The organism is Mesorhizobium sp. NZP2077, assembly GCF_013170805.1.
In the GTDB taxonomy this organism is placed as follows: Bacteria; Pseudomonadota; Alphaproteobacteria; order Rhizobiales; family Rhizobiaceae; genus Mesorhizobium.
In genome coordinates, this window is record NZ_CP051293.1 from 6,543,029 (window position 1) to 6,563,004 (window position 19,976).

Annotated in this window: 20 protein-coding genes and 1 tRNA gene; 4 read left to right on the plus strand and 17 right to left on the minus strand. The window is 62.5% G+C overall.

The window, feature by feature from the left end; genetic code table 11:
- Window positions 1–40: 40 nt before the first annotated feature.
- The 4 genes from HGP13_RS32340 to HGP13_RS32355 all read right to left on the minus strand — a co-directional run bounded on the left by HGP13_RS32340 (window position 41) and on the right by HGP13_RS32355 (window position 4,748).
- Window positions 41–976, minus strand: a complete 936-nt coding sequence (locus HGP13_RS32340) for an ABC transporter permease (RefSeq protein WP_172233674.1) — start codon at window positions 974–976, stop codon at window positions 41–43.
- Window positions 977–979: 3 nt separating this feature from the next.
- Window positions 980–2,077: an ABC transporter permease gene (locus tag HGP13_RS32345; RefSeq protein WP_172233677.1), complete on the minus strand. Its 1,098-nt coding sequence runs from the start codon at window positions 2,075–2,077 to the stop codon at window positions 980–982.
- The gene (locus tag HGP13_RS32350; RefSeq protein ID WP_172233680.1) at window positions 2,074–3,642 is read right to left on the minus strand and encodes an ABC transporter ATP-binding protein; all 1,569 of its coding nucleotides are present in this window, start codon (window positions 3,640–3,642) and stop codon (window positions 2,074–2,076) included. Before HGP13_RS32350 ends, HGP13_RS32345 begins: the two co-directional genes overlap by 4 nt.
- 77 nt (window positions 3,643–3,719) lie before the next feature.
- Window positions 3,720–4,748: a BMP family protein gene (locus HGP13_RS32355; protein WP_172233683.1), complete on the minus strand. Its 1,029-nt coding sequence runs from the start codon at window positions 4,746–4,748 to the stop codon at window positions 3,720–3,722.
- 100 nt (window positions 4,749–4,848) lie between these two features.
- On the opposite strand from HGP13_RS32355, the gene HGP13_RS32360 reads away from it, so the two are divergent.
- Window positions 4,849–5,274, plus strand: a complete 426-nt coding sequence (locus HGP13_RS32360) for a hypothetical protein (RefSeq protein ID WP_172233686.1) — start codon at window positions 4,849–4,851, stop codon at window positions 5,272–5,274.
- 38 nt (window positions 5,275–5,312) lie between these two features.
- Here HGP13_RS32360 and HGP13_RS32365 read toward each other — a convergent pair whose 3' ends face one another.
- From HGP13_RS32365 to HGP13_RS32410, 10 genes are all read right to left on the minus strand, one after another.
- Window positions 5,313–6,323, minus strand: coding sequence for an ABC transporter substrate-binding protein (locus HGP13_RS32365; RefSeq protein WP_172233689.1), 1,011 nt, complete (start codon window positions 6,321–6,323; stop codon window positions 5,313–5,315).
- 37 nt (window positions 6,324–6,360) lie between these two features.
- Entirely contained in the window at window positions 6,361–7,188 is an 828-nt protein-coding gene (locus HGP13_RS32370; protein ID WP_172233692.1) for an ABC transporter permease, read from the minus strand.
- Window positions 7,185–8,018, minus strand: a complete 834-nt coding sequence (locus HGP13_RS32375) for an ABC transporter ATP-binding protein (RefSeq protein WP_172233695.1) — start codon at window positions 8,016–8,018, stop codon at window positions 7,185–7,187. The genes HGP13_RS32370 and HGP13_RS32375 overlap by 4 nt, the downstream gene beginning before the upstream one ends.
- Window positions 8,019–8,020: 2 nt before the next feature.
- Window positions 8,021–8,950, minus strand: a complete 930-nt coding sequence (gene fhmpcd1 / locus HGP13_RS32380; RefSeq protein ID WP_172233698.1) for a 5-formyl-3-hydroxy-2-methylpyridine 4-carboxylate 5-dehydrogenase — start codon at window positions 8,948–8,950, stop codon at window positions 8,021–8,023.
- On the minus strand, window positions 8,947–10,578 hold the full coding sequence (locus HGP13_RS32385) for a choline dehydrogenase (RefSeq protein WP_172233701.1): 1,632 nt from the start codon (window positions 10,576–10,578) through the stop codon (window positions 8,947–8,949). The genes fhmpcd1 and HGP13_RS32385 overlap by 4 nt, the downstream gene beginning before the upstream one ends.
- 116 nt (window positions 10,579–10,694) lie before the next feature.
- On the minus strand, window positions 10,695–11,417 hold the full coding sequence (locus HGP13_RS32390; protein WP_172233704.1) for a class II aldolase/adducin family protein: 723 nt from the start codon (window positions 11,415–11,417) through the stop codon (window positions 10,695–10,697).
- A 70-nt stretch (window positions 11,418–11,487) separates the two neighbouring features.
- Window positions 11,488–11,946, minus strand: coding sequence for a YbhB/YbcL family Raf kinase inhibitor-like protein (locus tag HGP13_RS32395; RefSeq protein WP_172233707.1), 459 nt, complete (start codon window positions 11,944–11,946; stop codon window positions 11,488–11,490).
- 31 nt (window positions 11,947–11,977) lie between these two features.
- A complete protein-coding gene (locus HGP13_RS32400; RefSeq protein ID WP_172233710.1) occupies window positions 11,978–12,568 on the minus strand; it encodes an amino acid synthesis family protein in 591 nt (196 codons plus the stop codon).
- A 67-nt stretch (window positions 12,569–12,635) separates the two neighbouring features.
- Entirely contained in the window at window positions 12,636–13,775 is a 1,140-nt protein-coding gene (locus tag HGP13_RS32405; RefSeq protein ID WP_172233713.1) for an NAD(P)/FAD-dependent oxidoreductase, read from the minus strand.
- Between the two features lie 41 nt (window positions 13,776–13,816).
- The gene (locus tag HGP13_RS32410; protein WP_172233716.1) at window positions 13,817–14,653 is read right to left on the minus strand and encodes an alpha/beta hydrolase; all 837 of its coding nucleotides are present in this window, start codon (window positions 14,651–14,653) and stop codon (window positions 13,817–13,819) included.
- A gap of 65 nt (window positions 14,654–14,718) precedes the next feature.
- Between HGP13_RS32410 and HGP13_RS32415 the strand changes: the two genes are divergently transcribed.
- Together HGP13_RS32415 and HGP13_RS32420 are read left to right on the plus strand one after the other, a co-directional pair.
- Entirely contained in the window at window positions 14,719–15,507 is a 789-nt protein-coding gene (locus tag HGP13_RS32415; RefSeq protein ID WP_246707197.1) for a GntR family transcriptional regulator, read from the plus strand.
- A 50-nt stretch (window positions 15,508–15,557) separates the two neighbouring features.
- On the plus strand, window positions 15,558–17,030 hold the full coding sequence (locus HGP13_RS32420; protein WP_246707198.1) for a GMC family oxidoreductase: 1,473 nt from the start codon (window positions 15,558–15,560) through the stop codon (window positions 17,028–17,030).
- Here the strand turns inward: HGP13_RS32420 and HGP13_RS32425 are convergent.
- Entirely contained in the window at window positions 17,027–18,028 is a 1,002-nt protein-coding gene (locus HGP13_RS32425; RefSeq protein ID WP_172233722.1) for a bile acid:sodium symporter family protein, read from the minus strand. The genes HGP13_RS32420 and HGP13_RS32425 overlap by 4 nt on opposite strands.
- 92 nt (window positions 18,029–18,120) lie before the next feature.
- Between HGP13_RS32425 and HGP13_RS32430 the strand changes: the two genes are divergently transcribed.
- Window positions 18,121–18,963: a LysR substrate-binding domain-containing protein gene (locus tag HGP13_RS32430; protein ID WP_172233725.1), complete on the plus strand. Its 843-nt coding sequence runs from the start codon at window positions 18,121–18,123 to the stop codon at window positions 18,961–18,963.
- 21 nt (window positions 18,964–18,984) lie between these two features.
- On the opposite strand, the gene HGP13_RS32435 is transcribed toward HGP13_RS32430, so the two are convergent.
- Window positions 18,985–19,061 (minus strand) — tRNA-His (locus HGP13_RS32435).
- A 351-nt stretch (window positions 19,062–19,412) separates the two neighbouring features.
- Window positions 19,413–19,871, minus strand: a complete 459-nt coding sequence (locus HGP13_RS32440) for a phasin (protein WP_172233728.1) — start codon at window positions 19,869–19,871, stop codon at window positions 19,413–19,415.
- Between the last annotated feature and the right edge of the window lie 105 nt (window positions 19,872–19,976).

Consider the following 19,976-nt stretch of genomic DNA (forward strand, 5'->3'; position numbering starts at 1 on the left):
CCTGTTTTGGCGCGGGTCCCTTCCGCGCATCTGATTGTTGTCAGCGCGCGCCGCGCTCGTATGGAATGCCAAGTGCCGCCGGCAGGCTGGCCCGCCGGCCGAACAGCACCAGCATGATCATCACCGCCAGGAATGGCAGCATCTGGATGATGTCGGTCGGTATGTTGATGCCCGCCACCTGCATGGCCGTCGTCAGCGACAGGCAGACGCCGAACAGCAACGCGCCGAACAGCACCCAGATCGGGCGACCGCGCGCCAGCATGGCCAGCACGATGCCGAGAAAGCCCGCGCCGTTGGTGATGAACGGAATGAACAGCCCGGCCCCGACATTGGCGAGGTAGGCGCCGCCGAGTCCGGCCAGCGCGCCGGTCGTCAGCACAGCGATGGTCCGGGTCCTGATGACGTCGATACCGGCGACGTCGAGCGCGGCCGGCTTGTCGCCCGCCGCCTGCAAATTGAGGCCGAGCTGTGTGCGCCGATAGAGGTAGCCCATGGCGAACACCAGCGCTACCGCCAGATAGACGATCAGATGATGCTTGAAGAAGGCGGGTCCGATGACAGGAATATCCGACAGCAGCGGAATGACTGTGGCGTCCGCCGCTGGCAGGCGGGGATAGCTGCGCGAGAACTGGAAATGATGAAGCAGCGCCGTCAGGCCTTCGAGACCGAGCGTCAGCGCGATGCCGATGACGATCTGGTTCAGCCCGATGCGCACGCAAAGCAGCGCCATGATCAGCGCCACCGCGACGCCGCCGGCGGCACCAGTGAGGAACCCCAGCCATAGCGACCCGGAATAGAAGGCGCCGACAAAGCCAAGATAAGCGCCGGCCAGCATCATGCCTTCGATGCCTATGTTGAGCACGCCGGCCTTCTCCGACATCTGCTCGCCCAGGCCGGCCAGCAGCAGCGGGATCGCCGCGGTGACGGCGCCGAACAGCAGCGCGCTGAGAAAGACTTCGCTGAAGAGCCCGGTCATGCCTCAAGCCCTCCGCGACTGGTTGTATCGATGGTCGAAATATTCGGCGAGGGCGAGCACGATCAGCACGATGGAAACCAGCACCAGGGTGAAATGATTGGGCACGCCGAGCCGCCGAGCCGCGCTTTCGCCGCCGATCGACAGCACCGAGAGCAGGAACACGAAGCCAATGGCTGCAAAGCCGTTCATGCGGGCGAGAAACACGGCGGGAATGACGGCGAGACCGTAGGCGGGATTCCAGTCGGCGCGGACATTGCCCTGGACGCCGATGATATCGACGGCGCCGGCAAGACCGGCGAGCCCAGCCGAAATGGCGAAGACGGCAACCGTCAGGCCAGACACGCCCAGCCCCGCATGAACCGCCGCGCGCGGGTTGGCGCCGACGATGCGCAATTTCAGCCCGAACGCCGTGCGCGTCATCACCAGATGCACGATGATGATCGCCGCCAGCCCAAGCAGCAGGCCGCTGGTGATGGTCGTATCGAACAGGCGCGGCAGCCGGTCTTCCACCGGCAGCGTGCGGGTCTGCGGCACGGTCGTGGAGGGATCGCGAAAGACCAGCTTGACCAGCACATTGGCGAGCGAGGTGCCGAGGAACGTCATCATCAGCGTGGTGATGATTTCGTTGACGCCCTGATAGGCCCGCAGCAGCGCCGGCACCAGCGACCAGATCATCGCCACCGCCATGGCGATGAGGAACGCGCAGGTCAGCGCCAGCCAGGACGGCATGATCTGAACGAACACGGGAGCGCCGGCCGCCGCCGTCACCGCGCCGAGCAGGAACTGGCCGTCGCCGCCGAGATTCCACATGCCGGCGCGAAAGGCGACGATCAGGCCGGCGGCAAGAAACAGCAGCGGCGCCATGCGCGTCAGCGTCTGCTGGATACCGAGCGGCGAGAACAGTCCTTTCTCCAGCACGAAGCCGTAATAGGCGAGTGGGTCGACGCCCACGGCAAGCAGGATACAGCCGGCGATAACGAGCGCGATGAGGATCGGGCCAAGCGTCATCAGCAGCCGATGCAGGATGTCGCGGCGCGTGGCCGCCGCGTTCGTGGCATCGAGTGCGGTGGCATTGGCTGTGGGTGCGGTGTCGATGCTCATGCGGCAAGTCCGATCATCAGGCGACCGACCTTGGTGCGGGCGTCGTCGGTATTCTCGACGGTGCCGACGAGCGCTCCGTTGGCGATGACGGCGACGCGGTCGCACATGCTCAGCAACTCCTCGAGGTCGGTGGAGATGAGCAGCACGGCAAGGCCGCGGGCCGCCGTATCGCGGATGCGCTGGCGCGACGCCAATGTGTTGGCGAGATCGAGCCCATAGGTCGGCTTGTTGAAGATCACCACCTTGGCGCCCTCTGCCAGTTCGCGTGCCAGAAGCACCTTCTGGATGTTGCCGCCGGACAGGCGGGCGACCGGCGTCTTCAGGCTTGGCGTGCGCACGTCGTATTCGCGCACGAGTTCAGCGGCGCGCTTGTCGATCTCGCCGCGCTGCTCGACGCCATTGCGCCAGAACGGGGCCGCGCCGACCTGCTTGAGGAAGAAGTTGATCGAGACCGGGAAGGTGCCGACAGTGCCTTCGCCGAGCCGGTCGTCGGTCAGGTAGCGCAGTCCGCGCCGACGGCGTTCGCCGACGCTCAGCGCCTCGATGGCAACGCCCTCCAGCCGCACCGAACCGCCGGTCGCCGCGCGCTGGCCGGCCAGCGCTTCCGCCAGCTGCTTTTGGCCGTTGCCGTCGATGCCGGCGATGCCCAGGATCTCGCCCGGGCGGATGTCGAAGGAGATCGACGACAGGCCTGGCGCATTGTCGGTCGGCGCCACCGCAAGATCCGCGACCTGAAGCAGTGGAGCGGCATCAGTGCGGACTGTACGGACCGGGCGCTCGACCGCTTCCGGATCGTCCTTCTGCTTGCCGAACATCAATTCCACGATCTCCGAGATGATCGCCTGTTCGCCCAGCGCACGAAACCGCTCGGGCGGAATCTCGCCGACCTTGCGGCCGAGCTTCAGCACCGAGATGCGGTCGCCGAAGGCCGCCGCCTCCTTGAGCTTATGGGTGATGAAGACGATCGCCAGGCCCTGCTCGACAAGGCGGCGCATCAGCGCGCCCAGTTCGTCTATGCCTTTCGGCGTCAGCATCGAGGTGGACTCGTCAAGGATCAGCAACCGGCTGTTGCGCACCATGGCGCGCAGGATTTCGACCTGCTGCTGCTCGCCGAGCGAAAGCTCCGAAACCTTGGCGTGCAGCTTCACCGTGATACCGAGGCTGCGGGTGATCTCGGCGACGCGCGCCTCAAGCTCTTCTGTCCTGGGGCGCTGCCACCAGGGTCCGCCAAGCAACAGGTTTTCCGCCACCGTCAGCGTCGGCACCAGCATCATGTGCTGGAAGACGGTGCCGATGCCCAGGGCCAGCGCATGGCGCGGCGAGGTGATCGGGGTCGGTTTGCCGTCGACCAGTATGCGCCCTTCGTCCGGCTGCTGCAGTCCCGACAGCATGCCGATCAATGTCGATTTTCCGGCACCGTTCTCGCCCAGCAGAACATGCACCTCGCCCGGGCGGATCGACAGATCGACGCTGTCATTGGCGACGATGCCGGGAAACCGTTTGGTCACGCCTTCAAGCGCGACGATGTCGCGCCCGGCAACGGACGATGAAGAAGAACCGCTCATGAAAGCCCAACACCAAAAAATGGTAATCGGCCGGAGAGGCGAACGGATCACCCCTCCGGCAGCCGACCTTGATCGCCTTACTGGGCGACGCTGGTCATCAGCGCCCTGACTGCGGCTGCGTCAAACACCGGATCGACCTTGATCTTGCCGGAAATGACGTCTTCGCGCAGCGCCTGGATTTCGGTCCAGACATTGTCCGGAATGGCAGCGGTCTTCAGCAGCTTCACCGAGTCGTCCTTGAGGCCGATCGTATAGTGCTTGGTGCCGAACGTATCGGCCTTCAGGTCGGCGATCATCGCCGCATAGACAGGCTCGATGTTCCACACCACCGACGACAGCAGGAAGCCCTTGTCGATCGGCGACTTGTCACCGATGACGTCGATGAAATAGACCTTGCCGCCATCGGCTGCCTTGGTGGTTTCGACCGCCTGCAGCATGCCGAAGCTCGAACCGTTGCCCTGGCCGAAGATGATGTCGGCGCCCGACGCGATCACGCTTTCGGTGACGCGCTTGCCGCCGGCCGCGTCGCTGTAGGCGGCCGGGCCGATCACCGCATAGGTGATCTTGACGTCCGGGCTCTCCGCCTTCACGCCTTGCGCGAACGCCGCCGACTGCGAGTTCCATGATGGCGGTTCGCCCGACACGACAATGCCGACCGACTTGGAACGCGACATCTTGGCGGCGAGACGGCCGGCGAGATAAGCGCCCTGGTGACCGCTCAGCGTGTAGTCGGCGACGAGACCCTTCTCCAGGCCGTTCGGCGTATCGACGATCGCGACCGGAACCTTCAATTCCTTGGCGATTTCAGGCGCCGAGGTGTTGTAGCCGCTGGCATGCGCGATCAGCAGGCTGGCGCCGTCGGACGCGAGCTCGCGCAAGGTCGGACGAACATCGCCATAACCGAGCCCCTGGGCCACGACCACTTCGACGCCGGCAGCCTTGCCCGCCGCCTTGGCGGCATCGATGCCCTGCTGGTTCCAGCCGTAATCGGTGCCTTCTTCGGGCGTCAGAATAGCGATCGACTTGACTTCGCCGGCAAACGCACCGCTCAACAAGACGCCGCTCAGTATAACTGCACTCACACTGCTCTTAAGAAGCTTTAACATTTTACCCTCTCTGGTTGACTGCCAATCATCATTCTTATTGTTATTGCGCGGAAGCGAGATAGACTGCCTGCACAAACCCACCCTACGGAGCTCAGGCAAAGTGAAGATTCGTTATATTCTCCCGGTGATGCTGGCGCTTACGTCTTTCGCCAATGCGGTTGAATTGCACCATGTCACCGTCCGCACCGGAACTGACGGGCTCAACATGGTGCCATTGACGATTTCGAATGCGGGCAGCGAAGGGCTGTCCTGCAATGCCGACTTCGCGCACTGGTATTCGGCCGGGATCGCGACGGTCGAGCCGGGCAAGAGCGCCCGGGTCGAACTGTGGTTCGATGCGAAGACCGGTACGTTCACGATCCTCAACGACAAGCGCGAGAACCTGCCAGTCGAGCGGCTGTGGTGCGGCCTGGCCGGCCGCGCATATGCCACACGCGTGCAGATCACGCTCGACCGCACCGACGCGGCGAAAGGCGAACGCGCCGTGTCCTGCGTCATGGAGCAGGACAGCCTGGTCTGCCGGTAGGCGCTCATCGACTTGCCCCGCCCAACACCGCGCGCCTCTTACTTCTTTGCCAGGAATTTGTCGGTGAAGACATCGTCCGCCGAGGGAGCAGTCTTGAGCACGCCCTGATCGGTGAGCGTCTTCAGCGTTTCCTCCCACTGCGTCTTCGTCATCCAGCCGAGGCCGTGTTCCTTGGTGTCCGGGCTGGTGAAGGTCGACGCGATATCGGCGTTGATCTGCGCCAGCAGCACGTCCTTCTTGTCCGCATAACCGGGTGCAGCCTTGGCCGTGATCTCGGCTGCCTCTTCGGGATGCGCCACGACATAGTCGAAGGCCTCGCTGTATGCCTTGACGAATCTGGCGACGATTTCGGGCTTGTCCTTGATCATGGCCTGCGAGGTGAACAGGCCCGAGCCGTAAGCCTTCCAGCCATGGTCGGCGCCCATCATGATGCTGAGCGAGCCGGGACCGCCCGCCTTGGCCTCCAGTTCGGGAACCTCGGCGTCGACATAGCCGACCACCGTCTGAACCCGGCCCAGAAGCAGATAGCTTTCATAGGGCGGCGAGACGCTGTTCAGCGTCATGTCCTTTTCGGTCAGGCCGTTGGCCGCCAGGAAGCCCTTGAAGAAAATGTAGGTTGAACCGGCTGGATGAATGCCGATGGTGAGACCCTTGAGATCAGCCGGCTTGGTGAGCTTTACCGTCTTGGCCAGCGAGATGATCGCCAGCGGCGAGTGCTGGTTGACGGCGGCCAGCGCCACGACCGGGACATTCTGCGAGCGCGCGACGGCGAGCGTGGGAAGATCGCCGAAACCGAAATCCGCGTTCTCATTGCCGACCAGCCGCATGGCGTCCGGCGAGCCGGAGCCTTTGCGGATCTCGGCCAGGTCGATGTCGTTCTTGGCGAAGAAGCCCTTCTCCTTGCCGACGAAGAACATGGCGTGGTTGCCGCGCACCACCCAGTCGAGCTGGACGCTGACCTTGTCGGCCGCGAGTGCTACGCCTGAAAAGCCAAGCGCGCCGGCAAACGCCGCGAGCGTGGCCGCCTTGATGAGTGAGCGTCTCAGCATTGATCGATCCTTCCTATTTGTTGACTGTCCTAGGGGCCTAGGCGTGGCTGAATTTCGGTGCCCATGGCACCATGATGCGTTCGAGAATTTCGGCTGCGTAGTAGAAGGCGATGCCCAGCACCGAAACGAGGAGCAGGGCCGCGAAGACCAGCGCGGTGTCGAGCTGGGTCGAGGCGAACTGGATGACGTAGCCGAGCCCGTCCGAAGCGCCGGCGAATTCGCCGACGATGGCGCCGATGACGCTGAGCGTCGCGGCGATCTTGGTTCCGGCCATCAGGTTCGGCAGCGAATGCGGGACGCGAATCCTGAACAGGATCTGCGTCGGGCTGGCGCCGACCGAATTCATCAGCGACAGCAGCGAGCGGTCGACCGACTGCATGCCCGCCAGCATCGACAATGTCACCGGGAAGAAGGCGATGACCAGGATCAGGCCGATCTTGGGCGCGAGTCCGTAGCCGAACCAGAGGATGAAGATGGGCGCCAGTGCCACCTTGGGCACGTTCTGGAACAGCACTACCAGCGGATAAAGCGCGCGCCCCAGCCAGTCGAAGCGCACGATAACCAGCGCAATGGCAATGCCGACCACGACGGAGACAAGGAATCCGAACAGGATCTCGCCTGCCGTCACCAGTGTCGCCTGCATCAGCGTTGCCCATTGCGCGACCAGCGATTGCGCGATCTCGGAGGGGGCGGGAATGATGAAGGCGGATATGGCGAAGATCCGCACCACGGCTTCCCACACCACTATCGTCGCCAGCAGAAGGATGACCGCTGGCAGCCAGCTGCCTGTCGCCGCACCCCAGCTTGAGGTCAGCCGGGACTCGGGCCGCGGCTCGGAGAGATTGGTGAAGGGTTGATCGCTCACGACGTGCCTCCCGGTTGATGGCTGGCGCGCAGCATCACCCGCAGCTGAACCACCAGCCTGACGAACTCCGGATCTTCCGTCACCGACAGATCGCGCGGATAGGGCAGGCCGATGTCGAGGCTCTCGGTGATCCGCCCGGGCTTGATCCCCATGACGTGGACATGGCGCGACAGATGGATGGCCTCGTCTATGGAATGGGTGACGAGCACGATGGTCTTGCCGGTACGCTGCCAGATCTCCAGCAGCGACTGACCCATCGAATCGCGGGTTATGGCGTCGAGCGCGCCGAACGGCTCGTCCATCAGCAGCACCGCCGGATCGAGCGCCAGGGCCCGCGCTATGGCGACGCGCTGGCGCATGCCGCCGGACAATTCATTGGGGCGCTTGTGGGCGCTGTCGCTCAATCCCACCAGTTCCAGCATCTCCTGCCCGCGTGCCCGCAAATCTGCGCGCGAGAGCGATCTGTCGGCGATGCCAAGCAGCATCGATGCGTTGTCGACGGCATTCTTCCAGGGAAGCAAATTGGCGTCCTGGAAAACGAGGCCGATCATGCGCTTGCGCGCCGCCTCGACCGGCGCGAGTCCGGCGATCGAAACGCTGCCGCTGGTCGGATTTACAAGCCCGGCCAGAACCTTGAGCAAGGTGCTCTTGCCGCAACCGGAAGGACCGATAAGGGAGACAAACGACCCTTTCGGTATCGAAAGATCGATGTTCTGCAGAACCAGTTGGCTGGCCATGACCACTGAAACACCCTTGGCGGAGATCAGGTCGTCATCGTGGCGGATATGGGCTGGCCGACCGCCGGCTGCTCGAATGGGTTCCATGCGCATGACTACTCCCGGCCCTCCAGGATGCGCCGCACCGCGACGAGTTTGCGCGCCCGTTCGCCTTGCAGCGCCTTGGTCTGCTCGGGCGTATAGGAGAACATGCCCTCGCCCGACTTGATGCCGAGCTTCGACGCGTTCGTCTTTTCCAGCACCATGGGCGCGACATCGTCGCGATTGGAGAGATCCGCGTTGAGGAAGGAAGAGACGGATTTGTAGATATCGAGCCCCGCCATATCGAGCAGTGCCATCGGCCCGATGACGGCGATCTTGTAGCCGATGCCCCACGACACGCAGGTGTCGAGATCCTCCGGATCGATGACGCCGCGCTCGACAAGGTCGACGGCCTCGCGCAGCAGCGCATAGAGCACGCGGTTTTCGACGAAGCCGGGAACATCCTTCTTCACCACCACCGGCAGCAAGCCGATAGAGCGGATCAGGTCGCGGATGACAGCCACGGTTTGCGGCGCGGTCTTCTCGCCGGCAATCACCTCGATCATCGGGATGATGTGCGGCGGGTTCGACCAGTGCATGCCCACCATCCGCTCGGGATGCGAGATATGCGCCTGCAGCTTGGTGATCGGGATACCGGACGTGTCGGACGCGACGATCGTGCCCGATGCGATCAGGCCATCGATCGCGTGATAGACGTCGGCCTTGACCGAAATGTTTTCAGGAACGTTCTCGATGACGAGGTCGGCGCCGGATACCGCATCGCCGATGTCGTCGGTGAAGCGAACCGTTCCGCCGCCGGCCGATGGCGGCGCGATACCCAGGGAATCGAGAACGGTCTCGGCCACGCCCAGCATGGTTTGCGCGCGCTCGATCGCTGCCGGGGCAACATCGTAGGCGACGACCTGAAGGCCGCCTCTGGCGAGCCGGGCGGCCATGCCCGGACCCATCGTGCCCATACCGATGATGGCGATACGCTGGATCATGACACTGCCCTGCTTTCTTTCGAACTGGCGATGAGATCAGCGGCTTTCTCGGCGATCATGATCACTGCCGCATTGATGTTTCCGCAGACCAGGTCGGGCATGACGGAAGCGTCCACCACGCGCAGACCCTGAACGCCGCGCACGCGCAATTGCGGGTCAACGACCGAGGCTTCGTCGGCGCCCATCCGGCAGGTCCCGGCCGGATGATGCACGGTGATGGAGGTCTTGCGGATATGCTCGTCGATCTCGTCGTCGCTCTGGCACTTCGGCCCGGGGAAAAACTCCGCCTCGATGAAGGACTGCATGGAGGGCTGCGACGCGAGATCCCGCGCCACCCGGAAGCCGGCCCGCAGCGACTCCCAATCCTTCGGCGAGGCCAGGAAATTCTGGTGGATCAGGGGCGCCGCGGAAGGATCGGCCGACGCCAGTTTCACCGCGCCCCGGCTTTCAGGCTGTGTCGCCACGATGCGCGTTGCGAAGCCGTCCGCAAACGGTGCCTTGAACGGCTTGAAGTATGGCCATGCGGCGAGCGGAGCCGCGGTGAAGAGCAGTTGCACATCCGGCAACGGCCGCGCCGGGCTGCTCTTCAGGAAAGCAACGACACCGCCAGGCACATCGCCGGAAAACCCTCGTCCCGTCAGGTAGGTCTTGACGAAATCGAGCCCGATCCGATCGGCACGCATGTTGCGCAGGAAAGGGCCGCCCGGAGCCCGGCGCCGGTACATGAGGATGACCGAGACGTGATCCTGCAGGTTCTTGCCAACCGCCGGCAGGTTGACCCTCGTCTGGATCCCTTGAGCGGCAAGCTCATCCTGCGCCCCCATGCCCGACAACATCATGAGTTGAGGCGTGTTGATCACGCCGCCGGAAAGCAGCACTTCCTTGCGGGCGAGAACCGTGCGTTCGCTGCCGCGATGGTTGATGGTTATGCCGGTGGCGCGCGCACCCTCCAGCACGATCTTCGTTGCGCTCGCTTCTGCCAGAACGGTCAGGTTGGGCCGCTTCAGCACCGGCCGCAGATAGGCTGTCGCGGTCGAGGCGCGCCGGCCTTTTGAGATCGTCATCTGGAGGCGGCCGAACCCTTCCTGCCGCTCGCCATTGTAATCCTTCGTCTGCTCGTAACCGGCCTGCACGCTGGCTTGCGCAAAGGCGTCGATCAGCGTGTCCTCGTAGCGGCAGAACTGGGTGCTGACCGGACCCTTGCCGCCACGAAACTGGTTCTCGCCGGCTTCCCAGCTTTCCTGCTTGCGGAAATACGGCAGCACCTTGTCATATGACCAGTCGATAAGCCCCGAGGCTGCCCAGCGATCGTAGTCGCCGCGATTGCCCCGCACATAGGCCATGGCGTTGGTCGACGATGATCCGCCGACAACCTTGCCGCGCGCGCACTCGACCCTGCGTCCGCCGACATTGTCTTCCGGCTCGCAGAAATACATCCAGTCGTGACGACGCTCGGTCAGGATCTTGCCCCAGCCAAGCGGTATATGGATCATGGGATCGCAATCCCAGCCGCCGGCTTCCAGCAACAGCACCGAACATTTCGGGTCGGCGCTCAGCCGGTTGGCAAGCACGCAACCGGCCGATCCGGCCCCAACAATGATGTAATCGTAGCTTTCAGCGTGCGGCATGGTTCGTTTCATTGCCTTCGTCTGACACCGTGGCGTCAGGGAACCCATTGAGATCGAGCCTGGAAAACCGGGGCCAGGACCAAGGTCTTCCGGGTATGTTCAAACACCTGCGGACCCTAGGCCAGGCCCGCTTCCCTGAGGCGCTGCGACCAGTGATCCCATCCACGGTCGATCTGGGCGCCGACGAGATTTCCCGCGGCCTTGATTTCGCCCGGCGACAGATACTTGATCGTGCCGATCCGCAGGCCGGCGGTCTGCGCTGCTGCCTCCTGCTCAAGATAGAAAGCCCGGAACACCACCTGCCGAACGGAACTGCCGACATTGACGACGCCGTGCCGCGCCATGAGCACGACGGGATAGGTCCCGAGGCTTTCAGCGATGTCCGCACAGACGCTCCGGCTGCCGCCAAAGAGATCGGTAGCGTCTCCCTGCTTGTCGCGTATCTCGTAGACCGGGACGGCGTCGCCGAGGAAAGCCCCCATATGGGTCACAGGCCGCAGCGGCTGGTCGGTGAAGCAATAGGGCAAGACAGCCGGCGAATGGCTGTGGAGCACGCACTGGACGTCGGGCCGTGCCTTGTAGATCTCGCTGTGGATATAGCGTTCCAGATAGGATGGCCGGTTGTCCGAGGTCTCGCCGTCGAGGTTGAACCGCTGCATGTCGCCGGTCGTTATCAGGCTTGGAGCAAGCTTCTGCGCCAGGAAGAAGCTTTCGGGATCCTCGGGGTCACGGGCACTGATATGCCCGAACGTATCCAGGATACCTTCGTTCAGCAGGATCTTCGTCGCTGTAACAAGCTCCTCGAAGACCTTCTGGCGCGCTGGGCTGTTGTCTGTCATTTCCAAATTCTCCCATTGCGGCGCTGGCGGCCATTCTTGTTGTTGTTAGCGGTCGCCAGGCCCGCGGATCTCACTTGTTTTCGTAGATGCCGACGATCCGGTTCTGCTCGATGATGTTGCCGGCATATTTCTGCAGGAACTCCTCCCGGGTGGGCGTGCCTTCGACCTTGGTGTCGAGTGCATAGACCCAGAAGTAGTAGTGATGTTCTCCATGGCCCGCGGGCGGCTGCGGCCCGTAATATTGCTTGCCGCCGGCACCGTTGGGGCCGACGCGAAACTTCTCCTGCGCGTCCGAAAGGTCGGTGGTCGAGGGATCGATGCCGTAGACCACCCAATGCGTGAAACCGTTGGCCAGCGGCGCGTCCGGATCATGGCAGATGACCGCGAGTTCTTTCGCCCCTGCCGGGACGCCACTGACGGTAAGCTTGGGCAATACGTTGCCCTTGTCCCCGGCATGTTCGTCGCGCAGTTTCCCAAGCGGCTTGAAATCCGCTGACGTAATCTTGAGGTCCTTGATGTTCAGGGGCATTTAAATTCGTCCTTCAGCAATTTCGATCGAACTAGACGCCGGCCTTCAGGTCGGCGACGGATTTGCCGCCGACGCGCTGATGCACGCGCGGGCCCGACGCGACGGCGACGCAGATCAAAAGCTCGTCCGGGCGCGGGGCATCCGGCACGGAAAAGGTGACGGCATCATAGTGGGAACGGATGTAGAGCTCGTCCTTGTGGGCAAGCGGGATATCGATGGTAGTGCCAGCGACGGCGACCTTGCTGACCGATGAGATCCAGGCCTTGCCACCACCCACCTGCTGCCGCAGCGGATCTCCGAATACCGTGGTGATGCAAGCGACGACATGTTCCTGTTCGCCTGATGTACCCGCGATACCGCCCTTGCCATAGCTTTCGACAGGCCTGTTGCCGAGCAGCGCCACGGCGCGCTCGCCGAGCGCATGACCGATCGCTGAACTTGGATTGGTCAGATCGGACAGTTCGGCGACGAATTTTCCGGCGAAGGGATTGCGTATGACAACGCCTGTCGCGACCTTGACGAGGGTTTCGCCAGGTGTGCCGCCGTCATGCCGGCTTTCCTGGACGGAGGAGTACCATCCCCTGACATCGTAGTCTCTTTCGACTTCACTGGAATAGTTCATCTTTATCTCCTGAAGGGCGCGCGCTTGCGCATGCACCGATTAATTCGTTGGCCGGCTTGCTCGACGTTTACTGCGGCCATGAGAAGACACGGCGCAGCGGATCGTAGCGGGCGGCTTCCAGCGCTGCTGGCGTGAACATGTTTCCTTTCGAGAGCGAGCGGTTCGCCGCATAGTCGCCGGACAGGGCCTGGCAGCGATCCGTGATCGGGCGAATGCGCGTCTCCCACGCGACGAGCGCATCTTCGACCGAAGAGCCCTCTTCCAGGTCCTGCGACAGGCTGAAGGCGTTGACCATGGCGCAACCGGCACCCTGGGCAAGAGCCGGGCACATTGCATGCGCGGCATCCCCCACGAGGGCGACCTTGCCTCGTGTCCAGCTGTCCAGCTTGGTCGTTTCGTATTTGTCGTATCTGGCGGTTTTCAGCTTGGCCGCTTCGATCAGGCATGGCTCCAGGAAAGGAAACATCTCGACCCAGACTTCGAGATCGATCGGAACGCTTGATCCGCGAGGATCGGCGGCCGGAGCCATCAAACCCAGATAGAGCTCATTCTCATTGCAGGGCGAGTAGAGAATACGCTGAACACGCGGCCAGAAGTTCCACATGTCGATGGTGTTATCCCACTCGCCATGACCGAGCTCCTTCTTCATGCGCGGAACAATCAGTCGGATGAGGCCATCTTTCGAAACCCATCGATCCTGTTTGAAACCGATCGAATCCCTGACCTTGGAGCCAACGCCATCGGCGCCGACGATCAGGTCGGCTTCGAGGACCTCGCCGTTCTGGAGTGTCAGCCGTCCCTCCGGATCGGCGGCGACGGCTTCGGAATTGACGCTTATATCGACACCCAGGGCTCGAGCCCGATTGACCAGGGCATCGTGCAGGTGGCTGCGCGTCATGATGCGCCAGGGGAGCCCGTTGAACGTCTCCTTGGAAACCGACTTGTTGTGCATCCAGGTCTCGTAGGTCGGAGGCGTGTGCGAGCCGTCGAGAACCTCGTCCAAGGCGCCCAGTCCTTCGAGCACGCGAAGGCCGTTGTGCCAGAGATAGATGCCCGCGCCGAATGCCCGCAGTTCCGAGCTCTTTTCGTGCAGCCTGACATCCCAACCGTTCTGCCTGAGCGCGATGGCAGCTGTCAGGCCGGCAAAGCCGCCGCCGGCGACCTCGGCACGACGCGTTTTGCCCGGAGTTCTGTTTACGTTGGCCATTTTCTGGATCCTGCTGCGTACAAGAAGACGGCGCTTGGCCGTCAGGCGTCTATGAAGTTGGTGATGGCTTTCAACGTGATCTCGGGAGACACCTCGTTGACGTAATGGTCGGCGCCCGGAACGACGACGACAGGCAGATCAGGCCGCAGCCGGCTTGTCTTCGCCAGCGCCGCCGCTGACACCAATTTGCTCGTCTCGCCCCGCACGATGAGGACGGGCTTCGTCACGTCCCGGTAGGCGGGCACCAGGTCCGCTCGCAGGCCCTTGGCAGTCTGCGCCATGGCTGCGGGCGAGGCTAATGGGCGCAATCCGCCGTCGACCGGCTGATAGCCGCTCTCAGCCCTGATCTTGATGGCGTCGGCGGGAATATTCGGATAGCGGCCGGCGAGGTATGCTTCGACGGCCTTTACATCCTCGAAAAGCTGGCTGCCTGCGTTCACGCGCGCTTCCAACGCGTCCAGCGCTTCGATCTCTATATACGGCGTAAAATCGATGGCGATGACCGACCGCACCAGATCGGGGTATCTTGCCGCGGCCGTGACGGAATTTCGAGCACCTAGCGAATGTCCGACGAGGATGGCAGGACCTCGATCGAGCGTGCGTATCAGGCCGACGATGTCGTCCGCATAGTCATTCGCCTCATAGCCGGTTTCCGGCTTGTCGCTGCAGCCATGCCCCCTCTGGTCAACCGCTATGGTCGTAAACCGATCCGAGAGCCGGGCCATCAATGGCTCGAAGACGGCGGAGTTGGAGGTGATGCCGTGGAAGAACAGCATCAACGGGCCGTTGCCCTTCTCGCGCACGTTCAAGGTGATGCGGCCAATGTCGACGCGTCGCGAGAAGAAGGGGTCGGAAGCTATGTCTGCCGCCATGTCCATGATCCTCGCCTCCGCTGCCCGTCTCCAGCAAAAGGATCATATCGGCCGGGGGGCCGTCAAGCGGATTGTCTGACATTCTTGCAATCTTCAGATTTGACAATCAGACTATCCTGCTGTCAAATTTGCATGGTGTGGCGTATGCTGTTTCAGCTTGCGACTCAAAAGCCCATGAGACGTTGCCGATGCCCCCAGATTTGAATTTGCGAATTTCGCCACGGACAGTGCAACGGGAGACCGTCGACAAGTTACGGCTCGCCATCTTCTCCGGATTGTTTCAGCCGGGAAGCCGCCTCATCGAAAGTCAACTGTGCACACAACTCGGCATCAGCCGCCCATCGCTAAGGGAGGCTTTGCGCAGTCTTGAGGCCGAGCGCCTGATCGAGATCGTACCCAACCGCGGGCCGTCGGTACCGGCACTTTCATGGGAGGTGGCCACCGCCATCTACGAAGTTCGCGAGCTGCTGGAAGTCGAGGCGGCGGGACGATGCGCGCTGAGGATTTCGCCGGAACAGTTGCGTGAACTCGAGAAATCGCTTTCCGCATTCGAAGAGGCGGCATCCAGCAATGACAGCTTGGCGCAGGTCATGACCGCCGCGGACTTCTATTCGATCATACTCGCCAATTGCGGGAACCCGATCCTGGAGGAAGTCCATCGCGGCCTGGTGGCCAGGATAAGCTTCTTTCGAGGACGATCGATGTCCTTGGAAGGCAGGGCACAAAGCAGCCTGGCGGAGATGAGGGAGATATTCGAATCCATCGCCGCCGGTGACGAGAAAGCCGCCCGCAAAGCCTCGAAGCACCACGTCTTGAAGGCGAAAGCGGCAGCCAAGATTTCCATGGACAACGGGATTTGAGGTCTCCGAATTGCGATATCGTCATCGTCGGTGGCGGCTCGGCCGGCACGTTGCTTGCCGCGCGACTGAGTGAAGAGCCGGACAGGCGCGTTCTGCTGATCGAGGCCGGCGAAGAGGCGACAGACCCCGACATCTGGAACCCCGCTGCCTGGCCGGCGCTCCAGGGCCGTAGCTACGATTGGGATTATCGCACCGAGCCGCAAGCCGGCACCGCGGGCCGGGTGCATCATTGGGCGCGCGGGCGGCTGATCGGCGGCTCGAGTTGCCTGCACGCAATGGGCTACATGCGCGGTCATCCTTCCGACTTCCAGGCCTGGGTCGACGCGACCGGGGATCGCCGCTGGAGCTGGGATGAACTGCTGCCTGTTTTCCAGGCCATCGAAAACCACCCGCTTGGCGGCGACGGCGTTTACGGCAAAGGGGGGCCGTTGCCGATCCATTTGCCGGCGGACGAAGTCAGTCCGGTTGCTCGTGCCTTCATCGAGGCAGGCGCATCGCTGGGTCTGCCTCGCCTTGAGGGCCACAACAGCGGAGAGATGATCGGCGTCACCCCGAACTCCTTGAACATTCGCGACGGGCGGCGGGTCACTGTGGCGGACGCCTGGCTCACCGGGGCAGTTCGAGACTGCAAAAACCTGACCATCCTTACCGGATCCCGGGTGCGGCGGCTCAACCTCAGCGGCAATCAGATCCGCAGCCTCGAGGTCGTGGGGCGACAGGGTTCGGTCGAAATCTTTGCGGACCAAATTGTCCTTTGTGCCGGAGCATTGGAAAGTCCGGCTTTGCTGATGCGTTCGGGAATTGGTCCGCACGATGTGCTCGCTGCCGCGGGCGTTGGCTGCCTGATCGATATGCCTGAAATCGGTCAAAACCTTCAGGACCACCTGCTTGGCGCCGGCAACCTTTATGCGGCCTGCAAGCCGGTGCCGCCATCGCGCCTCCAACATTCGGAGTCGATGGCCTATATGCGCGCTGACAGCTTCACCGCTGGCGGGCGGCCTGAGATCGTCGTTGGTTGCGGCGTCGCGCCGATCGTGTCCGAATGCTTCCAGGCGCCCGCCGCCGGCACGGCCTACTCGCTGCTGTTCGGCATCACCCATCCGACGAGCCGCGGCAGCATGCGCATAAGCGGGCCTGAGCTCAGCGATCGATTGATCATCGACCCGGCTTACCTGCAAACCGGTCGGGACCGCGACCTGTTTCGCCAAGCGCTCAAGGCCGCACGGACAATCGGGCACAGAGATGAGCTCGCCGGCTGGCGAGAGCGCGAACTTCTGCCAGGCAGCCTGAACAGTGCGGCCGAGATCGACGACTTCATCGCGCGGTCGGTGATCACACACCATCATCCCTGCGGGACTTGCAGGATGGGCAAGGACGAACACGCCGTCGTCGATGCAAATCTACGGTTCAAGGCGCTCGACAATCTTTTCGTCGTGGACGCGTCGATCATGCCCAACCTCACCTCAGGACCGATTCATGCCGCGGTCCTCGCCATCGCCGAGAGTTTCGCTCGACGGCACTAAGCCACCGAGGCCGTCGGCGCTGCTTGCGGCGCGGCGGACCGGTGCGCCGCACTGGCATATTTCTGGGCGATCATGGCGCAGACCATGAGCTGTATCTGGTGGAAGAGCATCAGCGGCAGAACGATCGCGCCGACACCCTGGCCGGCAAAGATGACGTTGGCCATCGGCACGCCGCTTGCCAGGCTCTTTTTCGAGCCGCAGAAGGTGATCGTGATCTGGTCGGCCTTGTTGAAGCCGAGAAGCCGGCTGCCATAGGTCGTGCACAGAAGCACCAAGCCGAGCAGCACCATGTCGGCAACCACGACCACGGCGATGTCGCGCAGCGTGAACATGTGCCACAGCCCTTCGGCGACCGCCGTGCTGAAGGCCAGATAGACGACCATCAGGATCGAGCCGCGATCGACAGGCATCAGCAGTGTCTTGCGAGAGCGTATCCAGTTGCCGATCCGGGGTTCCAGCAATTGTCCGAGTGCAAAGGGCAGGAGCAATTGCAGCAGGATCTGGCTCACCGCATCCCACGAAAATCCGCCATGCCCACCCATGGAGAAGAGCAACCCGACGAGCAAGGGTGTCAGGAACATGCCTAAGATGTTGGAGGCAGAGGCCGAGCAGATGGCCGCGGGAACATTGCCACCGGCCATCGAGGTGAACGCGATTGAGGATTGGACCGTCGACGGCAGGACGCAGAGAAACAGAATGCCGAGGTAGAGCGGCTTGGGCAGGATCGAAGCAGGCAGATAGCCAAGCACCAAACCCAGCAGCGGGAACAGGCCAAAAGTCGTCAGAAGGATCACCAGGTGCAGGCGCCAATGCATCAGGCCGGCAACAACAACATCGCGCGAGAGCCTCGCACCATGCAGGAAGAACAGAAGCGCCACCGCAAGATTGGTCGCGATCGCGAACCATCCCGCAAACGCCCCGGTTGCCGGCGCGACCGACGCAAGCCCGACGGTGCACAACAGCAGGATCAGAAAGGTGTCTGGTAAAAAGCGGCGCATGACATGTTCGCTCAGAGTGGGTCCGACTGCGCCTTTTCGCGCATTGCAAAATGGGATACAAGGAATAACAGTTATCGTAATTTGAGATATTAATGCTCGATCTGGTCCAACTTCGCAGCTTCGTCACTGTCCAGCAGATGGGAAGTTTTACCTTCGCGGCCGAGAGGCTGGGGCTCGGACAATCCACCGTCAGCCAGCACATCAGCAAGCTGGAGGCCGCGATTGGCAGGCAGTTGCTGGCCCGCGATACCCACAAGGTGGTGCTGACGCCCGACGGCGAAGCCCTGCTCGGCCATGCCCGGACCATGTTGTCCATAGAGGGGCAAGTCCAGGCCCTGTTCACCGCGCAGCGGCTGCGGGGCACTTTGAGGCTCGGCGTATCCGAGGACCTGGTCGCCAGCCGTCTGCCGCTGGTGCTGGAGGATTTCGTCCGGTCTCACCCATCCGTTGATCTTGAACTGACCGTCGCGCTGAGCGGTGTACTCTACCAGATGCAGGACAATGGTGAGCTCGATCTCGTTCTGGCAAAGCGCCGCCTTGGCGACAGCCGTGGCCGGCTCGTCTATCGCGAGCCGCTTGTCTGGCTCGCCCGCGATCCGGAACACGTCCTGTCGCTGGCGGCCTTGCCGTTGATCGCCTTTCCGCCGCCGAGCGTCACGCGCAGCATTGCGCTGGAAGTGCTCGAACATCATGGCATGCCGTGGCGTATCGTCTGCACCTGCGGCAGCCTGAGCGGACTGACGGCCGCCGCCCGCGCCGGCATGGGGGTTCTGGTGCAACCGCAAAGCATGTCGCCTGCTGGCCTGAAAGAGATCAGCCGCCTGCCGCAGCTGGAGGATGTGGAATTCGTGCTGATCCCCAGCAAAGGAGCGGACCGCGCACTCGTCTCGGCGCTTTCCAACGACATTCTGATCAAGGCGAGAGGTCTGCGCTGACCCAAAGGGGATGTCGGCTGATGGTACCGTTGGCTGGGATCGAACCAGCGACCTCCGGATCCACAATCCGGCGCTCTAACCATCTGAGCTACAACGGCACATTTGCCTGAACGGATCGAGGTGGAAAGTCGCCGTGATCCGCTCTGTCGTTCGGCGATGCGTCCATACGGGCTTATGAATTTTAATTCAAGGCTTTTGCGAGGCAAAGGCCACTTCCCCACATCTCGCCGCAGCGGCGCTGGTTTCGCCGGACAAAGAAAAAGGCCGGCGGGAGGAGGTGCCGGCCTTTTCCTGTTACGAGCCAGCGGGAGGAGGTGCTGGCTGGTCACCCCGGGGAGCAGAGGGAGGAGGTTCCGCTCGCCGGGTATTCCTTGATGGCTACCATCATACGCCTGATCGTTTTTAAGAAAATGCGACCTTTTGTTGCATCTTCAGATCATGCGCAAATGTTAGGCAGCCTTGATGTCCTTCACTGCCTTCTCGAAGGCGGTCTTGATTGGCTTGGAGACGTCTTCGGCCGCCTTGGAGGCAACAGCCTGGAAGTCCTTGGCCTGCTCGACGGTCGACTCGATCCGCTTGCGCAGGAAGGAGGTCTGCAGCTCGACAACTTCCGACAGCGACTTGGCGCCGATCAAGGCTTCGAGATGCGAGAAGCCGGCTTCGGCATTGGCGCGCAGCGCAGCGATGGTCTTGAGCGACAGGTCGCTGGAAACAGTCTTGGCGGTTTCGTAGGTCGTCTCCAGAGCCTTCTGGGTCTCCTCGGCGCCGGTCTTCAGCTTGGCGTAGGCCTCTTTCGACTGCTCAACGCCCTTTTCGGCGAAAGCGCGCATCTGGTCGGTGGCCTTGGAAGCGTCGAAGCTCGGGAATTCAACGTTTTCAATGGTCTCGGCGGTCTTGGTCCTGGACATTTTCCATCCTTTTCAGCGGCAGCGGCTTTGACAGAAAGCCGTCTCGTTCAGTTATGATGGCAATATAAAGGCAATTTTTGTGCATTGCAATATCTTTGTTGCACT